The 15,616-nt window shown below is 38.2% G+C and carries 15 protein-coding genes and 1 riboswitch; of the genes, 7 read left to right on the forward strand and 8 right to left on the reverse strand.

Going from position 1 to position 15,616, the window contains the following annotated elements:
* The first annotated feature begins 142 nt into the window (after positions 1–142).
* Both BN1082_RS08910 and BN1082_RS08915 read left to right on the forward strand, forming a co-directional pair.
* Positions 143–1,318, forward strand: coding sequence for an MFS transporter (locus BN1082_RS08910; RefSeq protein ID WP_090633507.1), 1,176 nt, complete (start codon positions 143–145; stop codon positions 1,316–1,318).
* Positions 1,319–1,517: 199 nt separating this feature from the next.
* Positions 1,518–3,443 carry a heavy metal translocating P-type ATPase gene (locus BN1082_RS08915; RefSeq protein ID WP_090633508.1) on the forward strand — a complete coding sequence of 642 codons (1,926 nt, stop codon included), beginning with the start codon at positions 1,518–1,520 and terminating at the stop codon, positions 3,441–3,443.
* A gap of 261 nt (positions 3,444–3,704) precedes the next feature.
* Here BN1082_RS08915 and BN1082_RS08920 read toward each other — a convergent pair whose 3' ends face one another.
* Positions 3,705–4,541: a YihY/virulence factor BrkB family protein gene (locus tag BN1082_RS08920; protein ID WP_090633510.1), complete on the reverse strand. Its 837-nt coding sequence runs from the start codon at positions 4,539–4,541 to the stop codon at positions 3,705–3,707.
* A 13-nt stretch (positions 4,542–4,554) separates the two neighbouring features.
* Entirely contained in the window at positions 4,555–4,908 is a 354-nt protein-coding gene (locus tag BN1082_RS08925) for a YtxH domain-containing protein (RefSeq protein ID WP_090633512.1), read from the reverse strand.
* Between the two features lie 349 nt (positions 4,909–5,257).
* Between BN1082_RS08925 and BN1082_RS08930 the strand changes: the two genes are divergently transcribed.
* Entirely contained in the window at positions 5,258–5,482 is a 225-nt protein-coding gene (locus tag BN1082_RS08930) for a DUF1128 domain-containing protein (RefSeq protein ID WP_090633514.1), read from the forward strand.
* A gap of 355 nt (positions 5,483–5,837) precedes the next feature.
* Here the strand turns inward: BN1082_RS08930 and map are convergent, their stop codons facing one another.
* Entirely contained in the window at positions 5,838–6,587 is a 750-nt protein-coding gene (gene map, locus BN1082_RS08935) for a type I methionyl aminopeptidase (protein ID WP_090633516.1), read from the reverse strand.
* 358 nt (positions 6,588–6,945) lie between these two features.
* Here map and BN1082_RS08940 point away from each other — a divergent pair, with 358 nt between their 5' ends.
* The gene (locus tag BN1082_RS08940) at positions 6,946–7,269 is read left to right on the forward strand and encodes a helix-turn-helix domain-containing protein (RefSeq protein WP_090633518.1); all 324 of its coding nucleotides are present in this window, start codon (positions 6,946–6,948) and stop codon (positions 7,267–7,269) included.
* Positions 7,270–7,410: 141 nt separating this feature from the next.
* Here BN1082_RS08940 and BN1082_RS08945 read toward each other — a convergent pair whose 3' ends face one another.
* Complete coding sequence (locus tag BN1082_RS08945) at positions 7,411–7,557, reverse strand: anti-repressor SinI family protein (protein WP_090634910.1); 147 nt, start codon at positions 7,555–7,557, stop codon at positions 7,411–7,413.
* Positions 7,558–7,590: 33 nt separating this feature from the next.
* A riboswitch (cyclic di-GMP riboswitch) is annotated at positions 7,591–7,681 on the reverse strand.
* 286 nt (positions 7,682–7,967) lie between these two features.
* Positions 7,968–8,936, reverse strand: a complete 969-nt coding sequence (locus BN1082_RS08950; RefSeq protein WP_245640369.1) for a carbohydrate kinase family protein — start codon at positions 8,934–8,936, stop codon at positions 7,968–7,970.
* A 228-nt stretch (positions 8,937–9,164) separates the two neighbouring features.
* Here BN1082_RS08950 and BN1082_RS28520 point away from each other — a divergent pair, with 228 nt between their 5' ends.
* A complete protein-coding gene (locus BN1082_RS28520; RefSeq protein ID WP_281177002.1) occupies positions 9,165–9,287 on the forward strand; it encodes a hypothetical protein in 123 nt (40 codons plus the stop codon).
* Between the two features lie 39 nt (positions 9,288–9,326).
* Here the strand turns inward: BN1082_RS28520 and BN1082_RS08955 are convergent, their stop codons facing one another.
* On the reverse strand, positions 9,327–9,701 hold the full coding sequence (locus BN1082_RS08955) for a DnaJ family domain-containing protein (RefSeq protein WP_090633522.1): 375 nt from the start codon (positions 9,699–9,701) through the stop codon (positions 9,327–9,329).
* 112 nt (positions 9,702–9,813) lie between these two features.
* On the opposite strand from BN1082_RS08955, the gene BN1082_RS27395 reads away from it, so the two are divergent.
* Complete coding sequence (locus BN1082_RS27395) at positions 9,814–9,981, forward strand: hypothetical protein (RefSeq protein WP_176699716.1); 168 nt, start codon at positions 9,814–9,816, stop codon at positions 9,979–9,981.
* Between the two features lie 11 nt (positions 9,982–9,992).
* Here BN1082_RS27395 and hutH read toward each other — a convergent pair whose 3' ends face one another.
* Together hutH and BN1082_RS08965 are read right to left on the reverse strand one after the other, a co-directional pair.
* The gene (gene hutH, locus BN1082_RS08960) at positions 9,993–11,504 is read right to left on the reverse strand and encodes a histidine ammonia-lyase (RefSeq protein WP_090633524.1); all 1,512 of its coding nucleotides are present in this window, start codon (positions 11,502–11,504) and stop codon (positions 9,993–9,995) included.
* A 328-nt stretch (positions 11,505–11,832) separates the two neighbouring features.
* Positions 11,833–14,022: a DNA topoisomerase III gene (locus tag BN1082_RS08965; protein ID WP_090633525.1), complete on the reverse strand. Its 2,190-nt coding sequence runs from the start codon at positions 14,020–14,022 to the stop codon at positions 11,833–11,835.
* 162 nt (positions 14,023–14,184) lie between these two features.
* Between BN1082_RS08965 and BN1082_RS08970 the strand changes: the two genes are divergently transcribed.
* Positions 14,185–15,450 (forward strand): MDR family MFS transporter, encoded by a 1,266-nt coding sequence (locus BN1082_RS08970; protein ID WP_090634912.1) that lies wholly within the window; start codon positions 14,185–14,187, stop codon positions 15,448–15,450.
* The last annotated feature ends 166 nt before the right edge of the window (positions 15,451–15,616 follow it).

Consider the following 15,616-nt stretch of genomic DNA (forward strand, 5'->3'; position numbering starts at 1 on the left):
TCCCTCCGTTCTCATTTATCATTCCCAAAACAGAGAAACAATCATACCGTGCCGTTTTTTCTGAATTTTTTGCTTGCAAATATCCCTTTTTCCCGTTACCATCATTTAGGATATGTAATTATAAGACTCGAGGATTAATTTTATGAACAAGAATGCTTTTCGTTTTTGGATACTCGTTAGCATTGTTGCCATTTCAGGCTTTTCACAAGGGATGCTACTGCCGCTTATTGCCGTTATTTTTGAAAAAAACGGTGTTTCGTCATCACTTAATGGCTTCAATGCAACGGCTCTTTATATTGGAATCCTGCTCGTTTCTCCTTTTATGGAGATTCCATTAAGAAAATACGGGTATAAACCGATGATCATTGTCGGTGGAGGAATTGTTATTGCTTCCCTTGCGTTATTTCCGTTGTGGCAATCGTTTTGGTTTTGGTTTTTCCTGCGACTATTTATTGGAATTGGTGACCACACCCTCCATTTCGCGACGCAAACCTGGATTACTGCCTTTTCACCCGTGGAAAAAAGAGGAAGGAACATTGCCTATTACGGCTTATTTTTCGGAATCGGATTTGCAGCCGGACCTTTGTTAACTCCATTGGTACGTGTAAATGAAGCCCTCCCCTTTATTATTTCATCCATAGTTTGCTTATGCGGATGGTTCTTTACGTTCACCCTGAAAAATGAACACCCTGACCAAGAGGTGAAGATTAATTCATTTGTTCAGACGATTAAAAGGTTTAAACAAGCAATGAAATATGGGTGGATTGCCTTTTTACCACCATTATCGTATGGCTTTTTAGAGTCATCACTAAATGGTAGTTTTCCCGTTTATGCCTTAAGAATGAATATGGATATTTCCAACGTGTCACTCGTTTTATCCGCATTTGCCATTGGCACTATTTTGACCCAAGTTCCTTTAGGAATGTTGGGTGATTCTTACGGTCGCAGAAAGGTACTAATAACCGTATTATTCATTGGATTTTTATGCTTTTCTGCCGCGAGCTTTCTCGAACATTCATTTATTGGTTTATGTTTAGTCTTCCTTTTCTCTGGAATGGCTGTCGGCTCAACCTTCTCGCTTGGGATTAGCTACATGACTGACTTAGTTCCGAAAGACTTATTGCCGACTGGAAATTTGTTATGCGGTATCTTTTTTAGCATAGGAAGTTTAAGCGGACCGATTATCGGCGGATTGTTTATTCAATTTTTTCAACATATCAGCTTTTTTTATAATATTAGTACGGTACTTCTCGTTTTATCATTCATGATCTTTACTTTTGGAAAAAACACCAATCGAACCGTAAAGGAACATTATTAATTGTGGAGCATTTTTGTTTAAAGATACATATAATATGTGGTAAACTAAAAAAAATAATATTTCATTTGATTTGTAAAATTTTGCTGTCATCTCTGATGACAGCTTTCGTGTTTTTTAGGGGTAATGAATATGATTCTTTTTATCAATTAGGGGAGAAACGAAACACGGATATTTTTAAGTAAAAAACGGAGGGGAGAAAATGAGTATGGAAGCAAAAACAATCGAAAGAAGCGAAAGAAATATTCAAAATGTTGGATTTATTGAAAAAATCAAGCCTCATGCAGAACTGATTGCTGCTGTACTAAGTGGGGTATTGATTGCAGCTGGCTGGCTCATGGATAAATATAATCTAGAGGCACAATCAATAATTGCTTACTTGTTGGCATTTGTCATCGGTGGATTTGCTAAAGCAAAGGAAGGGATCGAGGCAACGTTTGAAAATAAAGAACTAAATGTGGAAATGCTGATGGTCTTTGCAGCTGTTGGCTCCGCCATTATTGGTTATTGGTCAGAAGGCGCCATCTTAATTTTTATTTTTGCCTTGAGTGGCGCACTAGAAACCTACACTATGAATAAAAGCCATAAGGAGATTTCATCTTTAATGGAGTTACAGCCGGAAGAAGCACTCCTTGTGACAAATGGTGCTGATAGACGGGTAGATGTGTCAGAGCTTCAAATCGGAGATCACATTTTGATTAAGCCTGGGGAACGGGTTCCTTCAGATGGTATCATCATTAAAGGAAATACGAACATCGATGAAGCTGCTATTACTGGGGAATCTCTCCCTGTTTCCAAAGGAAATCAAGCGGAAGTGTTTGCCGGTACCGTGAACATAACAGGTGCGATTACTGTCGAAGTAACAAAGATGAGTACTGACACCCTTTTTCACAAAATTATTAAACTTGTTCAATCGGCCCAAAGTGAAAAATCACCTTCGCAGCTTTTTATAGAACGCTTTGAAGGTACCTATGTGAAAGTTGTGCTCGCAGTTGTCTTCTTGATGTTTTTCATTCCACACTTCTTGCTTGGGTGGAGCTGGCATGAATCATTCTATCGTGCCATGATTTTATTGGTTGTTGCCTCTCCTTGTGCCCTAGTAGCATCGATTATGCCAGCAACTCTTTCAGCAATTTCCAATGGCGCTAAGCATGGGATTTTGGTGAAAGGAGGGGTCCATTTAGAAAATCTAAGTCATTTGGAAGCCATTGCTTTTGATAAGACTGGAACCCTGACAAAAGGAAAGCCTGAAGTTACAGAAATACTTGCCAAAGAGGGACTGAATCAAGAGAACTTATTATGGAAGGTTGCTTCCATTGAAAAACACTCCAATCATCCACTTGCTCAGGCAATTGTAAAGTATGCAAAGCTTCATCTTGAAAAGGAACTTTTTCATCCTGACCGTCTTGAGGATGTCGCCGGGTGGGGCATTATGGCCGAAATAAAAGGTGAACAATGGAAAATTGGCAAAGCTGATTTTGTAGGAAAAGAGGCAGCAGAAGCCTTTGCTGGTGGCAAAGCAAAAAATCTCGCCAGTGAAGGAAATACGCTTGTTTATGTTCAAATCAATGGCGAATTATCCGGAATGATTGCATTGAAGGATGTAGTGCGTTCTGAATCAAAAATGGCCATTGAACAATTGAAAAAGCATGGCATTCATACGGTTATGATAACAGGTGATAATGAAAAAACAGCTAGGGTGCTTGCTGCTGAGAGCCATGTGGATCAGTACTTTGCCGAATGTCTCCCTGAAGAAAAGGTAGAGCATGTTAAAACATTAAAAACCAAATATAAAACAGTGGCTATGGTAGGCGATGGAATCAACGATGCACCGGCTCTAGCCATTGCTAATATTGGGATAGCGATGGGGGAAGGTACCGATGTTGCGCTCGAAACCGCGGATATCGTCCTGATGAAGAATGATTTACCTCGTATTGCCGAAGCGATTAACCTTTCAAAGCGGATGAACAAAATCATTAAACAGAATGTCGTATTTTCCATTTCCGTAATCATGCTATTAATCGCATCCAACTTTTTTCAAGTACTCGATCTCCCATATGGGGTTATCGGTCATGAAGGAAGTACTATTCTTGTTATTCTGAACAGTCTTCGATTACTAAGATCATAAAGACCGGGAGGCTCCCGGTCTTTTTTTATTGGTCTTTAGAACTGTCCAGTTCAAGTGCTAGTCAAACAGCTATTTAATGATACCCGTTAGAGCCGTTTGCAGAACTTGATGTTTTATGTTTTGGATTACTCTTATTTCCTTTTTGTTTTGTGCCGCCATCTTTTTTTGTTTTTTTCGTCATGATGTGAACCTCCCATTAAAAAATAGGGGCATCCCCCAATTATAGTTTGGACAGATCACCTATTTTCATAAAGGGAATAATTAGCAGCCTTTCCGATTCTTTTCACTATAAAAAGCATTAATCTCTCCGCCAATAACAATGATGTAAGCAGATAAATAAAGCCATGTCATTAATACAATAATCGTTCCAATACTCCCATACATAAATGAAAAGTCATTTATTTTCCTTACATAGAAGGAAAGTCCTAATGAAGAGATAATCCAGCCAATAGTGGCAAAAATTGCTCCAGGAAATACACTTTTGCAGCGCAATTTTACATTTGGTGCAATCCAATAAAGCCCTGTAAAAATTAACAATAAAATAATCGCATTAACTAGCCAACTTAATGCGTTCCAAAGCTTTAAGAATTGGGATGAATAACCCAACAATGAAAAAAGAAACACCCCGATTTCCCTTCCAAAAATAGGAATAACAATAGCCAAGATTAACACCAAAATCATCCCAAATGTCAGAAGAATATCCATTCCTCTTACAACAATAAACGAGCGGGTTTCCTTTACATCGTAGGCTTTATTAAACGCTCGAACAATCGCATCAATTCCATTAGAAGCCGCAAAAATCGTGCCGATAATCCCGAATGAAAGTAATCCGCTATTACGGTTGCTCATTATGTAATTTACATTTTTTTCAATTAAATCCAATGCCTCATCAGGTGCAAATCTTTTGATTAAATAAAGCATATCCTCGTGTGGTATCGGGATATATGGAAGAAGCGTAAATAAAACAATAAGAAGTGGAAATAGCGAGAGCAGAAAAAAATAAGCCAATTGGGCACTCAGTCCATTTATGTCATCTTCCTCAATCCGATGCCAAAACAGTTTAATTAAAGAGAAGCGAACTTCCCCTGCTTTTCCCATTTCCACCTCTCCTTTAATGACTTACTTTCTCTTCGTCAAATAGACTCGATTCTTCATTCTTTGTAAAGGTATCTTTTGTTTCCTTCAGAATATCCGTTACCTGGGGGGTTAAATCTCTTAATTCATCCACTTTCTCTGTCATAAAGGATATGTCTTCGCTAATCTGTTCAAAGGTTGCCTTGAAATTTTCGGCAGTTTCCTTTACTTTTTTTGTGACATCTCCAGGATTTTTTACGATGTACGAAATCTTACTAGAAGCTTTGCAAACATTTGTCTTCATTGCCTGACGAGTGCCTTTATCTAATAAGCTTAAAGCACCGCCGGCAATTGCTCCTAGAAGCATTCCACGCCAAAAATGATTTTTCATATGTCTTTTAACCTTCCCTTTCTTATTATTCTCTATTTTTCTGCAGTTTCCATGAATTTTTTAAAAAAATCTTCTCTTCCATTTTGCTTGATGCCACTTTTCCTTGCAAGTCTTTCCCGGAAGAATTCCGATTTTATGAAATCCAATATGTAAAATCAGGTTTGTATTGACATATACTTTTTAACATGAAAAGATTGTTCTATGAAAGAAAAGCGGAAGGCGCCCGATTATCGGCAACAAGCGCAAGACGAGCCGGCCGAAAGGTTGCTTTTTAACCTTTTGGACGGATTGACTTGTGACCTCGAGCCGATGGCGCCTGGAGCTGGACAATTTGGAAAGGGTGATCGGAGTGAATTTATCACAAAAATCAACTGAAAATGTCGAATATATGATTGAAAAAATAAAAGAGAAATTAAAAGTATTAAACCTCGGAGCGATTAAACCATCCCATTTTGACGAAGAAATGTATGAAGAGTTAAAAGAGATTTATGAAATGGTACAAAGAAAAAGCTCCTTTAGCCCAAGTGAAATGCAGGCACTCGTAGAGGAGCTTGGTAGCTTGAGGAAAAAATAAAGATGAAAGAGGGTGTCCCAAATTAAACTTAGGGGCACCCTCCTTTTATTAATGGTCTGTTAAACTTGTCTGTTGATTTCCGCTCTAGTGGCGGTCCGGGGAGCCTCCTCGGCGCTATTGCGCCTGTGGGGTCTCCCCTGCCCCGTACTCCCGCAGGACATTGAATTACATCCATGAATCCGCCCACGCACGAAGGAAATGCGGTAGCATTTTCGAGGAGTCGAGCGCCCTTCCGCTCCAATCAACATTGTGGAAAAAATATCATGAACTTAGTACATATAGTGGTGCCTGTCACCTTATAGGACAGCCACTTTATTTTTTGAAACATTGAACTGGCAGATTGGCAATTTTCCATTTAATCCTGGTTCGTTAGGATCACTGGGCCATCCTTCGTAATTGCAAGAGTATGTTCATATTGTGCAGAGTACTTGCCATCAATGGTTCGTGCTGTCCAACCATTGTCATCCATTTTCGATTGATACCGTCCTATGTTCACCATTGGTTCAATCGTGAAAACCATTCCTTCTTTGATCCGTGATCCTTTTCCAGGAAGTCCATAGTGCGGGACATCTGGCTTTTCATGAATTACCGCCCCTATCCCATGTCCAATAAAATCACGAACGACTGATAATCCTTCGCTTTCAACGTATGTCTGAATGGCATGACCAATGTCTCCGATTCGATTGCCGACAACAGCCTGTTCAATCCCTTTATATAATGCCTCTTTGGTAACCTTCAATAAATGGTCGGTTTCCTCAGAAACTTTCCCAACAGCATAAGTCCAGGCTGAATCTGCTAATGCACCATTATATCTTACCACCATATCGATGGTTACAATATCGCCTTCTTTTAACGGCTCTTTTCTAGGAAAGCCGTGGCATATTTCGTCATTAATACTGGCACATGTTGCGTACTGGTAGCCCTTATAGCCTTTTTGTTCTGGGGTTGCATTATTTTTCTTTAAAAAGTCATCAACAAATTCTTCAATCTCCCATGTTGTAATACCTGGTTTGATCCGTTTTGCAATCTCTCTATGGCAAGCGGCAAGAATTTCTCCCGCCTGTTTCATTGCGTCAATTTCTCGTTGTGATTTAAGTACAATCATTTTCTTCCCAACCTTTATTTTTATTTTTATGAATACAGAACATGAAGGTTCTTTAAATTAGTCTATGTTAAAGCTCATTGTTGATTTTGCCACTATGTTAATTGGAGCGGAAATCAACAGGAAATTTAACAGAGCCTTAAATTAAATATCTAAACAATTTATAGTAATGATTAGAATATACAATATTTATATTATCGCGATTTTGATACTTTTTCAAAGCTCCTGGTTGTAAATCAAAAAGACTTCATTCCAATTGTTCATTTTTGTTATACAATTATCAATTTTGTAATATGGAACTTCCCCAATCTTTTTGGTAAGATTATTATGTAAATACAAAAAAGTAGGTGAATTAGACTCAATGATCGGTGAACGAGTAAAAAAACTACGTTTAGAGAAAAGAATGTCTTTATCAGAACTTGCTGATCAGGCAGGAGTCGCTAAATCATATCTTAGTTCTCTTGAGAGAAATCTTCAACGAAATCCTTCCATTCAGTTTCTCGAAAAAATAGCTTCTGTCTTAAATGTGCCAATTGATTATTTAATTCATGAAAGTATCAATTTAGAGGAATTAGATCAGGACTGGATTAGCATCGTAAAAGAAGCAATGAATTCTGGAGTTTCAAAGGACCAATTTCGGGATTTTCTCGAATTTAATAAGTGGCGTATTCATAACAAGGACTAATAATAAACTATAAAAGCATTCTACAAAGTCGGATTTTTTGTAGAATGCTTTTTAATTTTCCCCCTGCTATTGGGGTTTTTTTCTGATTTTTATTTGCCATTTTGAATTTTCCGTTGTTTCAAATTTCATTATGTATTCACCTTAAGGTTTTTCCATTAAACATTCTGTGGACTGGCTCGTATGTAGATAGTCACGAACTGTTTCCTTCGAAATACCTAGCTCCATAGCTTCGATAATAAGGGCTAGCCATTCCAAGTCCAATCCATCGATTCCATTCGTCGTTTTCATGTTAAAATTCCCCCTAAAATACGTTTTCGTATCCCAGGCAGCCCGGCCATCATAGCTTCGAGTAGAATGCCTTAGATCCGTAGCTTTGCGTCCCTTTTTTTCAAAAGGTTTGCCTTTTTCTGTTGTTTCAAAAGAAACAAACCTCTTAAATTGATAGGCCAAAATCCTTAATCACAATGTATATGTTCATTATATATAGTAAAATTTTAGTAGTGTGTTGTTTTTTGTCATTTTTTTCAATATTTCGAACTATTTTTTTCGACAAAATTCATCAATTTTTATTAATTTTTTCAGATAAATTCACGATTAGAGTGGAGTTATAATGAAAAAAAGAAGGGAAATAAAGTCGAATTCCCTCCTTTTTTACATATTTTTAGTAGATACTACCTAGATTCCTATTTCAAAATACTCTATCTTTGATTCACTTGGAGGCAGAAATACTTCTGAAAGGTTTCAAGAAGAACTTGTTGATTTAATAATGGATTGACTGTTTCATTGGACTGAATGGTAATCATGGAACAAGAAATCCCTATCTTACATGCGTCTTCTGTGCTTAACCCTTTTAAATAACCAAATAAGATGCCTGCAATTAGTGAATCTCCTGCCCCAGTTACATCATGAACAGGAATTTCAGGAGGAAATAATGCGCCTGCTTCTCCTGCTTTCGTGAAATATATTAAACCACTTTCTCCCCTTGTGATGACGACTCTTTCCGCACCTCTTTTTAGAATCATTTCGGCTGCTCTAAAAAAATCTCCCTCTGTCGTGATTTCTATTTTTGCGATTGCTTCCGCCTCTTTTTGATTAGCAATTAGCCACGTGACACCATCAAGAGCTTCAGGCAGTTTTTCAACCTTGGGGGCAGAGACTGTAGCGATACAGACTTGTTTTTTTTCCAGACTGCATCGTTCAATCACCTCAACAATCAAATCCTTTGGAAAATTCATATCAAGTAAAACGATTTCTGCCTTCTTAAGGTGATGCCACTTTTTTTCAATAAATTGTGCTTCTACTTCATCGTAAATCGCCATATCTGCAAAAGCAATGGCCATTTGTCCATCTGGATCAAGTACCGCCGTATAGGTTCCCGTCACTTTCCCCTGAATAATTTCTGTTGGATTTATATCTACGAACTTCTTTGTATGTCTAAGCAGCCATTCCCCTTCAAAATCAGCTCCTACAAATCCCAACAAACCGGTATTTATCCCTAAGCGACCTAAAGTCTCTGCAATATTTCTGGCAACTCCACCGTATGACACCGTGTTAGATGCCGGGTTTGATGTTTCAAATTTTAGCTGATTAATGGTCTGTATTTTCCGATCAACATTTGCTCCACCGATACAGAGAATCTCATAATTCATTTCACTTTGTTTGTTCATGCACATGTCACTCCCATGGTGATATTCAGAGTGCGTTAAAAAATTTTTAACCTTATATATTAGTACGCTACAAAGATAAAAAATCCTTCTTGGAATAAATGGGAGAAAATTCGAGAAGTTTTATAATAGTAATATTTGTCTAAAATGTGACAAATAGCATATAATGTAAACAACATATAAATATACAAAATATTATTAATATTTAGAAAATAATAAAGGAGCTGTTTTATGACTATTATTCATGTTTTAAATTACTCGATTCCAATTGGTTTTATGGTATTTTTCGGTTATCTTCTCGACAGGGTATGTAAACCGGTAAATCCGGAAAAACAAGAAGCTGACAAAGAATGATTTAACATCATCTCGCCAGCTTTTTTATATTTTTGGAAACTATATTTTCAACTTATTTTGTACTTTTAGCTGATAGTTCTTAAATAAGGACGAGTTTGTTTGTACACCGCGCTTTGACATTAATTGATTAAATCGGAGCATCTTTTCATTTAATTTCTTTTGGAGGTCGTCTTTTTCACTGTCATCACATTTTTTCAATAGGCTTTCGATGGTCATCATTTCCTGTCTAAGACTGCTTTCTTCTTCTGTATAACCTGCATTTTTCATCAACTTATACGCCATCCGCAACTCCTCCGGGATCCCGGATAAATCCTCAAGCTGCAAGGGTTTACCATAGCCAGGGAGATGATTAAAATCTCCATCTCTATACGCTTTTTTAATTCGATCTTCTGATACGATGTGAAATAAATCCATTTTCCGCCTCCTTTTTCCTATTTATACTATGATAAGTATATCAAGTTCTACTTTATTAATAAATTTCAAATGTAGGGGAATGCTACATTTGATAACGAAAGGAGTGTTATGTTTGGCGCGTGGAGAACATTTTAATCATAAAATGAAAAACCATCCCGGAGAATTTCCGAAAAACAGCATTTCAAAAAAGCATAATGAGGGTGCACCTGGAGATGAAGAGTTCATCGTTACGAGAGAGGCATTTAAAAATAGATCGGAAGATGAAGAAAGGCGTGATTAATCACGCCCTTTTCACATAGATAGTGTTTGCAAAATCTGAGACATTTCCATTACTTTTAAACCTTCTGCCGCTTTTTCTATATCTTTAGAGAAAATCCGATCCTTATTTATGGTTGGAACCCATTCTCTTCCTTTTTCATAAAATTTCTTCGTTTGACTTGCCATTTTTTCCACACCACGGTATTCCACTGCCTGCATCGCACAAATCAACTCAATCGCCAAAACCTTTCTCGTGTTTTGAATAATTTGGTAGGCATGCCTTGACGCAATCGTTCCCATGCTGACATGATCCTCCTGATTCGCGGAAGATGGAATCGAATCGACACTTGCAGGATGGGCTAATGTTTTATTTTCCGATACGAGTGCGGCGGCGACATATTGCATGATCATCGCACCGGACTGTAAGCCTGGTTCTGGGCTTAAGAATGGCGGCAGATCATTTAGCTGGGGATTTATTAATCTTTCAGTCCGTCTTTCCGATATATTCGCCATTTCTGCAACCGCTATTTTCATAAAGTCCATCGCAAAAGCAATCGGCTGTCCGTGGAAGTTCCCTCCAGAGATGACTTTTTCACCATCTTCAAAAATTAACGGATTGTCGGTAGCTGCATTCATTTCAATCTCAAGTTTTTCTTTCACATAATCAAGCGCCTGCCAAGTTGCACCATGAACCTGAGGGATACAGCGAAGTGAATAGGCATCCTGCACTCTAAGCTCTCCCTGCTGCGTCGTTAACAGGCTATCACTTAAATAACGACGGATTCTTGCGGCTGTATCTACTTGCTGCTGATAGCCCCTAGCCACATGCACTTCTTCAGCAAAGGCATCAATGATTCCATTTAATCCTTCTATAGTCATGGACGCAATTAACTCACTTTCTTGGGCAAGCTGTTCAGCTTCCAAGTAGCCCACTACACCCATTGCCGTCATAGCTTGAGTCCCGTTGATAAGGGCTAGACCTTCCTTTGCCTCAAGAATGACCGGAAGAATTCCTTCCTGTTGAAATGCTTCAAGTGAATCCATTTTCTGCCCCTTATAAAAGACCTCTCCCTCGCCAATCAACACCAATGCCAGATGGGAAAGTGGAGCTAAATCCCCGCTTGCACCAAGTGAGCCTTGTTGAGGAATGACAGGAATTATATCCCTATTTACTAATTCCAGAAGCTTTTCAATGACAAGTGGTCTGATTCCCGAAAATCCTTTTAAAAGTGCATTTGCCCGAAGCAGAACCATTGCTTTTGCAACATTTTCGGGAAATGGTTCACCGACGCCACATGCGTGGGAACGGATTAAATTAAGCTGTAGGTCTTGAACATGTTCTTTTGGAATTAATACATCGCTGAATTTTCCAAAACCAGTTGTTATTCCGTAAACTACTTTTCCTTCAGAAACAATTCTTTCTACTGCTTCACGACTCTTTTGCACCGCTTCCATACTTTTCTCGGAAGCCTTGACCTTTTGGTTATGAAACAAAAGGTCATTCATTTGCTTAAGGGTTAAACTTTCTCCTGTTAATATAATCACCTTTCTCACCTCTACTACTTTAGCATAATAAAGAAAGAGGCCGGATTCCTTATCACATTAGATTTGGAGTCCAGCCTCATTTATAAAAAAATTTGAATATGGAATTGTCCCTGAATGTTTCATTAATCATCATCCCATTTCAGAAAATTCTTATTGTGTTAATTTTATATGTTGAAAAAATATTTTGTCAACTAGTTTTCCAAATTTTAGTGCAATAGCACTTTACCTTAATAATAAATAAAAGCTATTTAGAATCAAACCTGGGCTCTTGACCAGTTAATTGAATTAAAATAGAGGGGCTATTCAAGCCCCTCCCTTAAGTATGGTGTTAATCCAATTTCAACCCTTTTAATGCTTCTGCCAACGCATTATTCACAGGTTCTTCATCTTTGTGCTGGTTTTTCAAATACTTTTGTACAGTACGTTTATCCACTTTACCACCAGATTCTTTTTTACGGCGTTCTTGGAATGAGGATAACTTCTCACGATATCCACAGTTACAGGTAAAAATTTGGCCCTCCCCTTCGCCACGTAGCTCTAGTTTTTTATGGCATTGTGGGCAGCGTGCGTTTGTGACGCGTGCGACATTTTTACGATGTCCACATTCACGATCTTGGCACACAAGCATTTTGCCTTTTTTGCCGTTCACTTCAAGCATTGGTTTTCCACAGTCTGGACAATTTTTTGTAGAAATGTTTTCATGCTTGTATTTTTTCCCACTTGCTTTGATTTCAGCAACGATTTCTTTTGTGTAGTTTTTCATTTCGCTGATAAACACTTCTTTTTTCAACTTGCCATGAGCAATTTGATCAAGCTTTTGTTCCCACTCAGCTGTCAAAGTAGGCGATTTTAGCTCTTCAGGAACTAAATCTAACAATTGACGACCTTTAGAAGTTATATGAATGTCTTTGCCACGCTTTTCGATTAAGAATGAATTGAATAGCTTGTCAATAATGTCTGCACGTGTAGCAACAGTACCTAGTCCACCAGTCGATTTTAACGTGTCTGCAAGTTGTTTATTTTGCGTCTCCATATACTTCGTAGGATTTTCCATTGCCGAAAGCAATGTCGCCTCATTAAAGCGTGCAGGTGGATTTGTTTGACCTGATGTTTGTGCGATTAGTTTCACGTTTAATGTATCGGCTTTTTCGATGCGAGGTAAAATTTGTTCTTTCAGATCATCTGTAGCCTCTTCATCTTCAAAGCGATTTTCATATACTTCTTTCCAACCAATCGCTAAAATGGTTTTTCCTCTAGCAACGAAGTTCTCATCACCGATTTTCGCACGAAGCGTTAATTGATCGTACTCGAATGCTGGGAATAGTACTGCTAAGAATCGTTTTACGACTAAGTCATATATTTTCCGCTCTTTATCTGTGAAGGCTGAGAAGTTTACATAGCTTTCTGTTGGAATGATGGCATGGTGATCTGATACTTTACTGTCATCAACAAATGCTTTAGAAATTTTTATAGGCTTGTTTAAGACCTTATTAGCTAATGAACGATATTCTCCTACTCCACATGCTTTTAAGCGTTCTGGAAGTGTTCCTACAATATCTGAGGAAATGTAACGTGAATCAGTACGAGGATACGTTAAGACTTTATGTTGCTCGTACAGCTTTTGCATAATGTTTAACGTTTCCTTTGCGGAGTAACCAAAGATTTTGTTCGCATCGCGTTGTAATTCTGTTAAATCATAAAGACCTGGAGAAAAAGACTTCTTCGGCTTTTTTTCAATTTCGGTTACAATGGCATTTTGTTTACCTAATTTTTTCACAATCGCATCGATTTTCTCTTTATCAAAGCTGCGACCGTTTCCTTTTGCATCTTGCCATGTAAGCTTTAATTGGTCTGTTGTTTGGGCTTCGATACCATAATATGTTTGTGCTTTGAAGTTTTTGATTTCGTCCTCACGTGCTGCAATCATCGCAACAGTAGGTGTTTGAACACGACCACAGTTTAGCTGAGCATTGAACCTGGTTGTTAATGCACGTGTGGCATTAAGACCGATATACCAGTCAGCTTCTGAACGTGCGACAGCTGAAGCATATAAATTGTCATATGCTTTACCATTCTTCAAATTAGCAAAGCCGTCTTTAATAGCTTTATCAGTAACAGATGAGATCCATAGACGTTTAATAGGTTTATTAACTTTTACTTTGTCAATAATCCAACGTGCGACTAATTCTCCCTCTCTCCCTGCGTCTGTAGCCACGATTATTTCATTGACATCATTTCTAGTCAGTTGACTTTTAACAGCATTAAACTGTTTTCCAGTCTGCTTAATGACTGTCAATTTCAAACGCTCAGGTAGCATAGGTAAATCTTCTAAATTCCACGTTTTATATTTCACATCGTAACTTTCTGGGTCAGCAAGTGTGACTAGGTGTCCAAGTGCCCAAGTAACGATATATTTATCGCCTTCAAGATACCCATTTCCTTTTTTATTACAATTCAATACACGTGCAATATCACGTGCGACAGAAGGTTTTTCAGCAATTACAACACTTTTTGCCATATTAAATACATCCTTTCAAGTTTCCGTATGTTAACTATAGCATACGTCCCAAATGGGTGTCAGGCACACTGGTGCCTGACACCTTTTTTAATTGTTGAAACTTTTTCCATTCCAGTAGTATGATGGTAAGGCACTATGAAAATTTTGAAACGGGGAAAAATTATGAAAATTAGAGATTGGGACCAGAATCTAAAGGTTCGCTTATTTGCCGAAGCCATGATGAATATTACCTTTTGGATGTTTTTTCCATTCTTAACAATTTATTTTGCAGATGAATTTGGTAAAAATAAAGCGGGCATTTTGTTAGTATTTTCTCAAGTGTTTTCTGTATTAGCTAACTTAATGGGCGGCTATTGTGCTGACCGGTTTGGAAGGAAACGAATGATGGTGCTTTCTTCCATCGGACAAGGACTCTCCTTCTTAACCTTCGCTATTGCTAGTTCTCCTTGGTTTCATTCACCATGGATTGGATTCATTTCCTTTGCATTTGCCGGAGTATTCGGCGCCTTTTATTGGCCTGCAAGCCAAGCAATGGTAGCAGACGTGGTCGAGGAAAAAGACAGAAGCCATGTATTTGCGATTTTTTATACATCCCTTAATATTGCGGTTGTCATTGGTCCTATTTTAGGTGCGATATTCTATGTTCGCTATCGATTCGGAGTCATGCTTGTCGCTGGCATTGTCTGTATTTTGCTCGGAATGATTCTATCAAAATGGACCAGAGAAACAGCCCCATTACAAAAGACACTTACTCCTAATGGAAAATGGTATTATTTTTTACAAAACCAGTTTCGGGATTATTCGATTATTATTAAGGACAAAACGTTTCTTCTGTTTATTCTTGCTGGTGTTTTGGCCGGGCAGACATTTATGCAGATGGATTTATTAATTCCGGTTTATATTAAAGACTTTATCAAAAACGAACAGTTATTTTCTATTGGTAACTGGGTATTTACCGTCACTGGTGAACAGGCATTTGGGATTGTACTTGCTGAAAATGGCTTCCTCGTTGCTCTGTTCACTGTTTTCGTGACGAAATGGATGACCAAATATAAAGAACGAAATGTGTTTGTCCTATCTTCCATCATGTATGCGATCTCCATTATTTTCTTTAGTCAAACCCATTGGCTATGGGGACTCATGATGGCGATGGCCATATTCACTTTTGCTGAGTTAATGGCGGCGGGGCTGCAGCAAAGCTTTGTTTCCAAGCTTGCCCCGGAGAATATGAGAGGACAATATTTTGCAGCAGGAAGTCTACGATTTACCATCAGCCGGACCATCGCACCCCTCTCCATTCCGATGACAGTCTGGTTTGGATATGGCTGGACGTTCATCGTCCTCGCTGTCCTCGCACTATGCAGTGCCGGTATGTATTGGGTTATGTATAATTTGTTTGAAAAAAAGCCTACTCTTGGATCCTGTTAAGGGTCCATTTTTTATCTGCGTACAAATATTTTTTGTAATATTGTACTAAAATGTTCATATTTATCTCTTTTAATAATATAATAAATATGTATAGGTTACATTCCCCGAAGGCGGTGGTAATGATGGATTGGTCACAATTTTTTGCTCCAACTTCATTGTCAGGCGT

Origin of the sequence: Neobacillus massiliamazoniensis, from assembly GCF_001048695.1 — a bacterium.
GTDB classification, from domain to species: domain Bacteria; phylum Bacillota; class Bacilli; order Bacillales; family Cytobacillaceae; genus Neobacillus; species Neobacillus massiliamazoniensis.

What these genes read in the sequence shown, in the direction of transcription:
- BN1082_RS08950 (WP_245640369.1), bottom strand. Translation starts at nt 8,936, where the DNA reads ATGAACAAACAAAGTGAAATGAATTATGAGATTCTCTGTATCGGTGGA.
- BN1082_RS08955 (WP_090633522.1), bottom strand. Translation starts at nt 9,701, where the DNA reads ATGGATTTATTTCACATCGTATCAGAAGATCGAATTAAAAAAGCGTAT.
- BN1082_RS08970 (WP_090634912.1), top strand. Translation starts at nt 14,185, where the DNA reads ATGAAAATTAGAGATTGGGACCAGAATCTAAAGGTTCGCTTATTTGCC.
- BN1082_RS08920 (WP_090633510.1), bottom strand. Translation starts at nt 4,541, where the DNA reads ATGGGAAAAGCAGGGGAAGTTCGCTTCTCTTTAATTAAACTGTTTTGG.
- BN1082_RS28520 (WP_281177002.1), top strand. Translation starts at nt 9,165, where the DNA reads ATGACTATTATTCATGTTTTAAATTACTCGATTCCAATTGGTTTTATG.
- BN1082_RS08965 (WP_090633525.1), bottom strand. Translation starts at nt 14,022, where the DNA reads ATGGCAAAAAGTGTTGTAATTGCTGAAAAACCTTCTGTCGCACGTGAT.
- map (WP_090633516.1), bottom strand. Translation starts at nt 6,587, where the DNA reads ATGATTGTACTTAAATCACAACGAGAAATTGACGCAATGAAACAGGCG.
- BN1082_RS08945 (WP_090634910.1), bottom strand. Translation starts at nt 7,557, where the DNA reads ATGAAAACGACGAATGGAATCGATGGATTGGACTTGGAATGGCTAGCC.
- BN1082_RS08915 (WP_090633508.1), top strand. Translation starts at nt 1,518, where the DNA reads ATGAGTATGGAAGCAAAAACAATCGAAAGAAGCGAAAGAAATATTCAA.
- BN1082_RS08910 (WP_090633507.1), top strand. Translation starts at nt 143, where the DNA reads ATGAACAAGAATGCTTTTCGTTTTTGGATACTCGTTAGCATTGTTGCC.
- BN1082_RS08940 (WP_090633518.1), top strand. Translation starts at nt 6,946, where the DNA reads ATGATCGGTGAACGAGTAAAAAAACTACGTTTAGAGAAAAGAATGTCT.
- BN1082_RS08925 (WP_090633512.1), bottom strand. Translation starts at nt 4,908, where the DNA reads ATGAAAAATCATTTTTGGCGTGGAATGCTTCTAGGAGCAATTGCCGGC.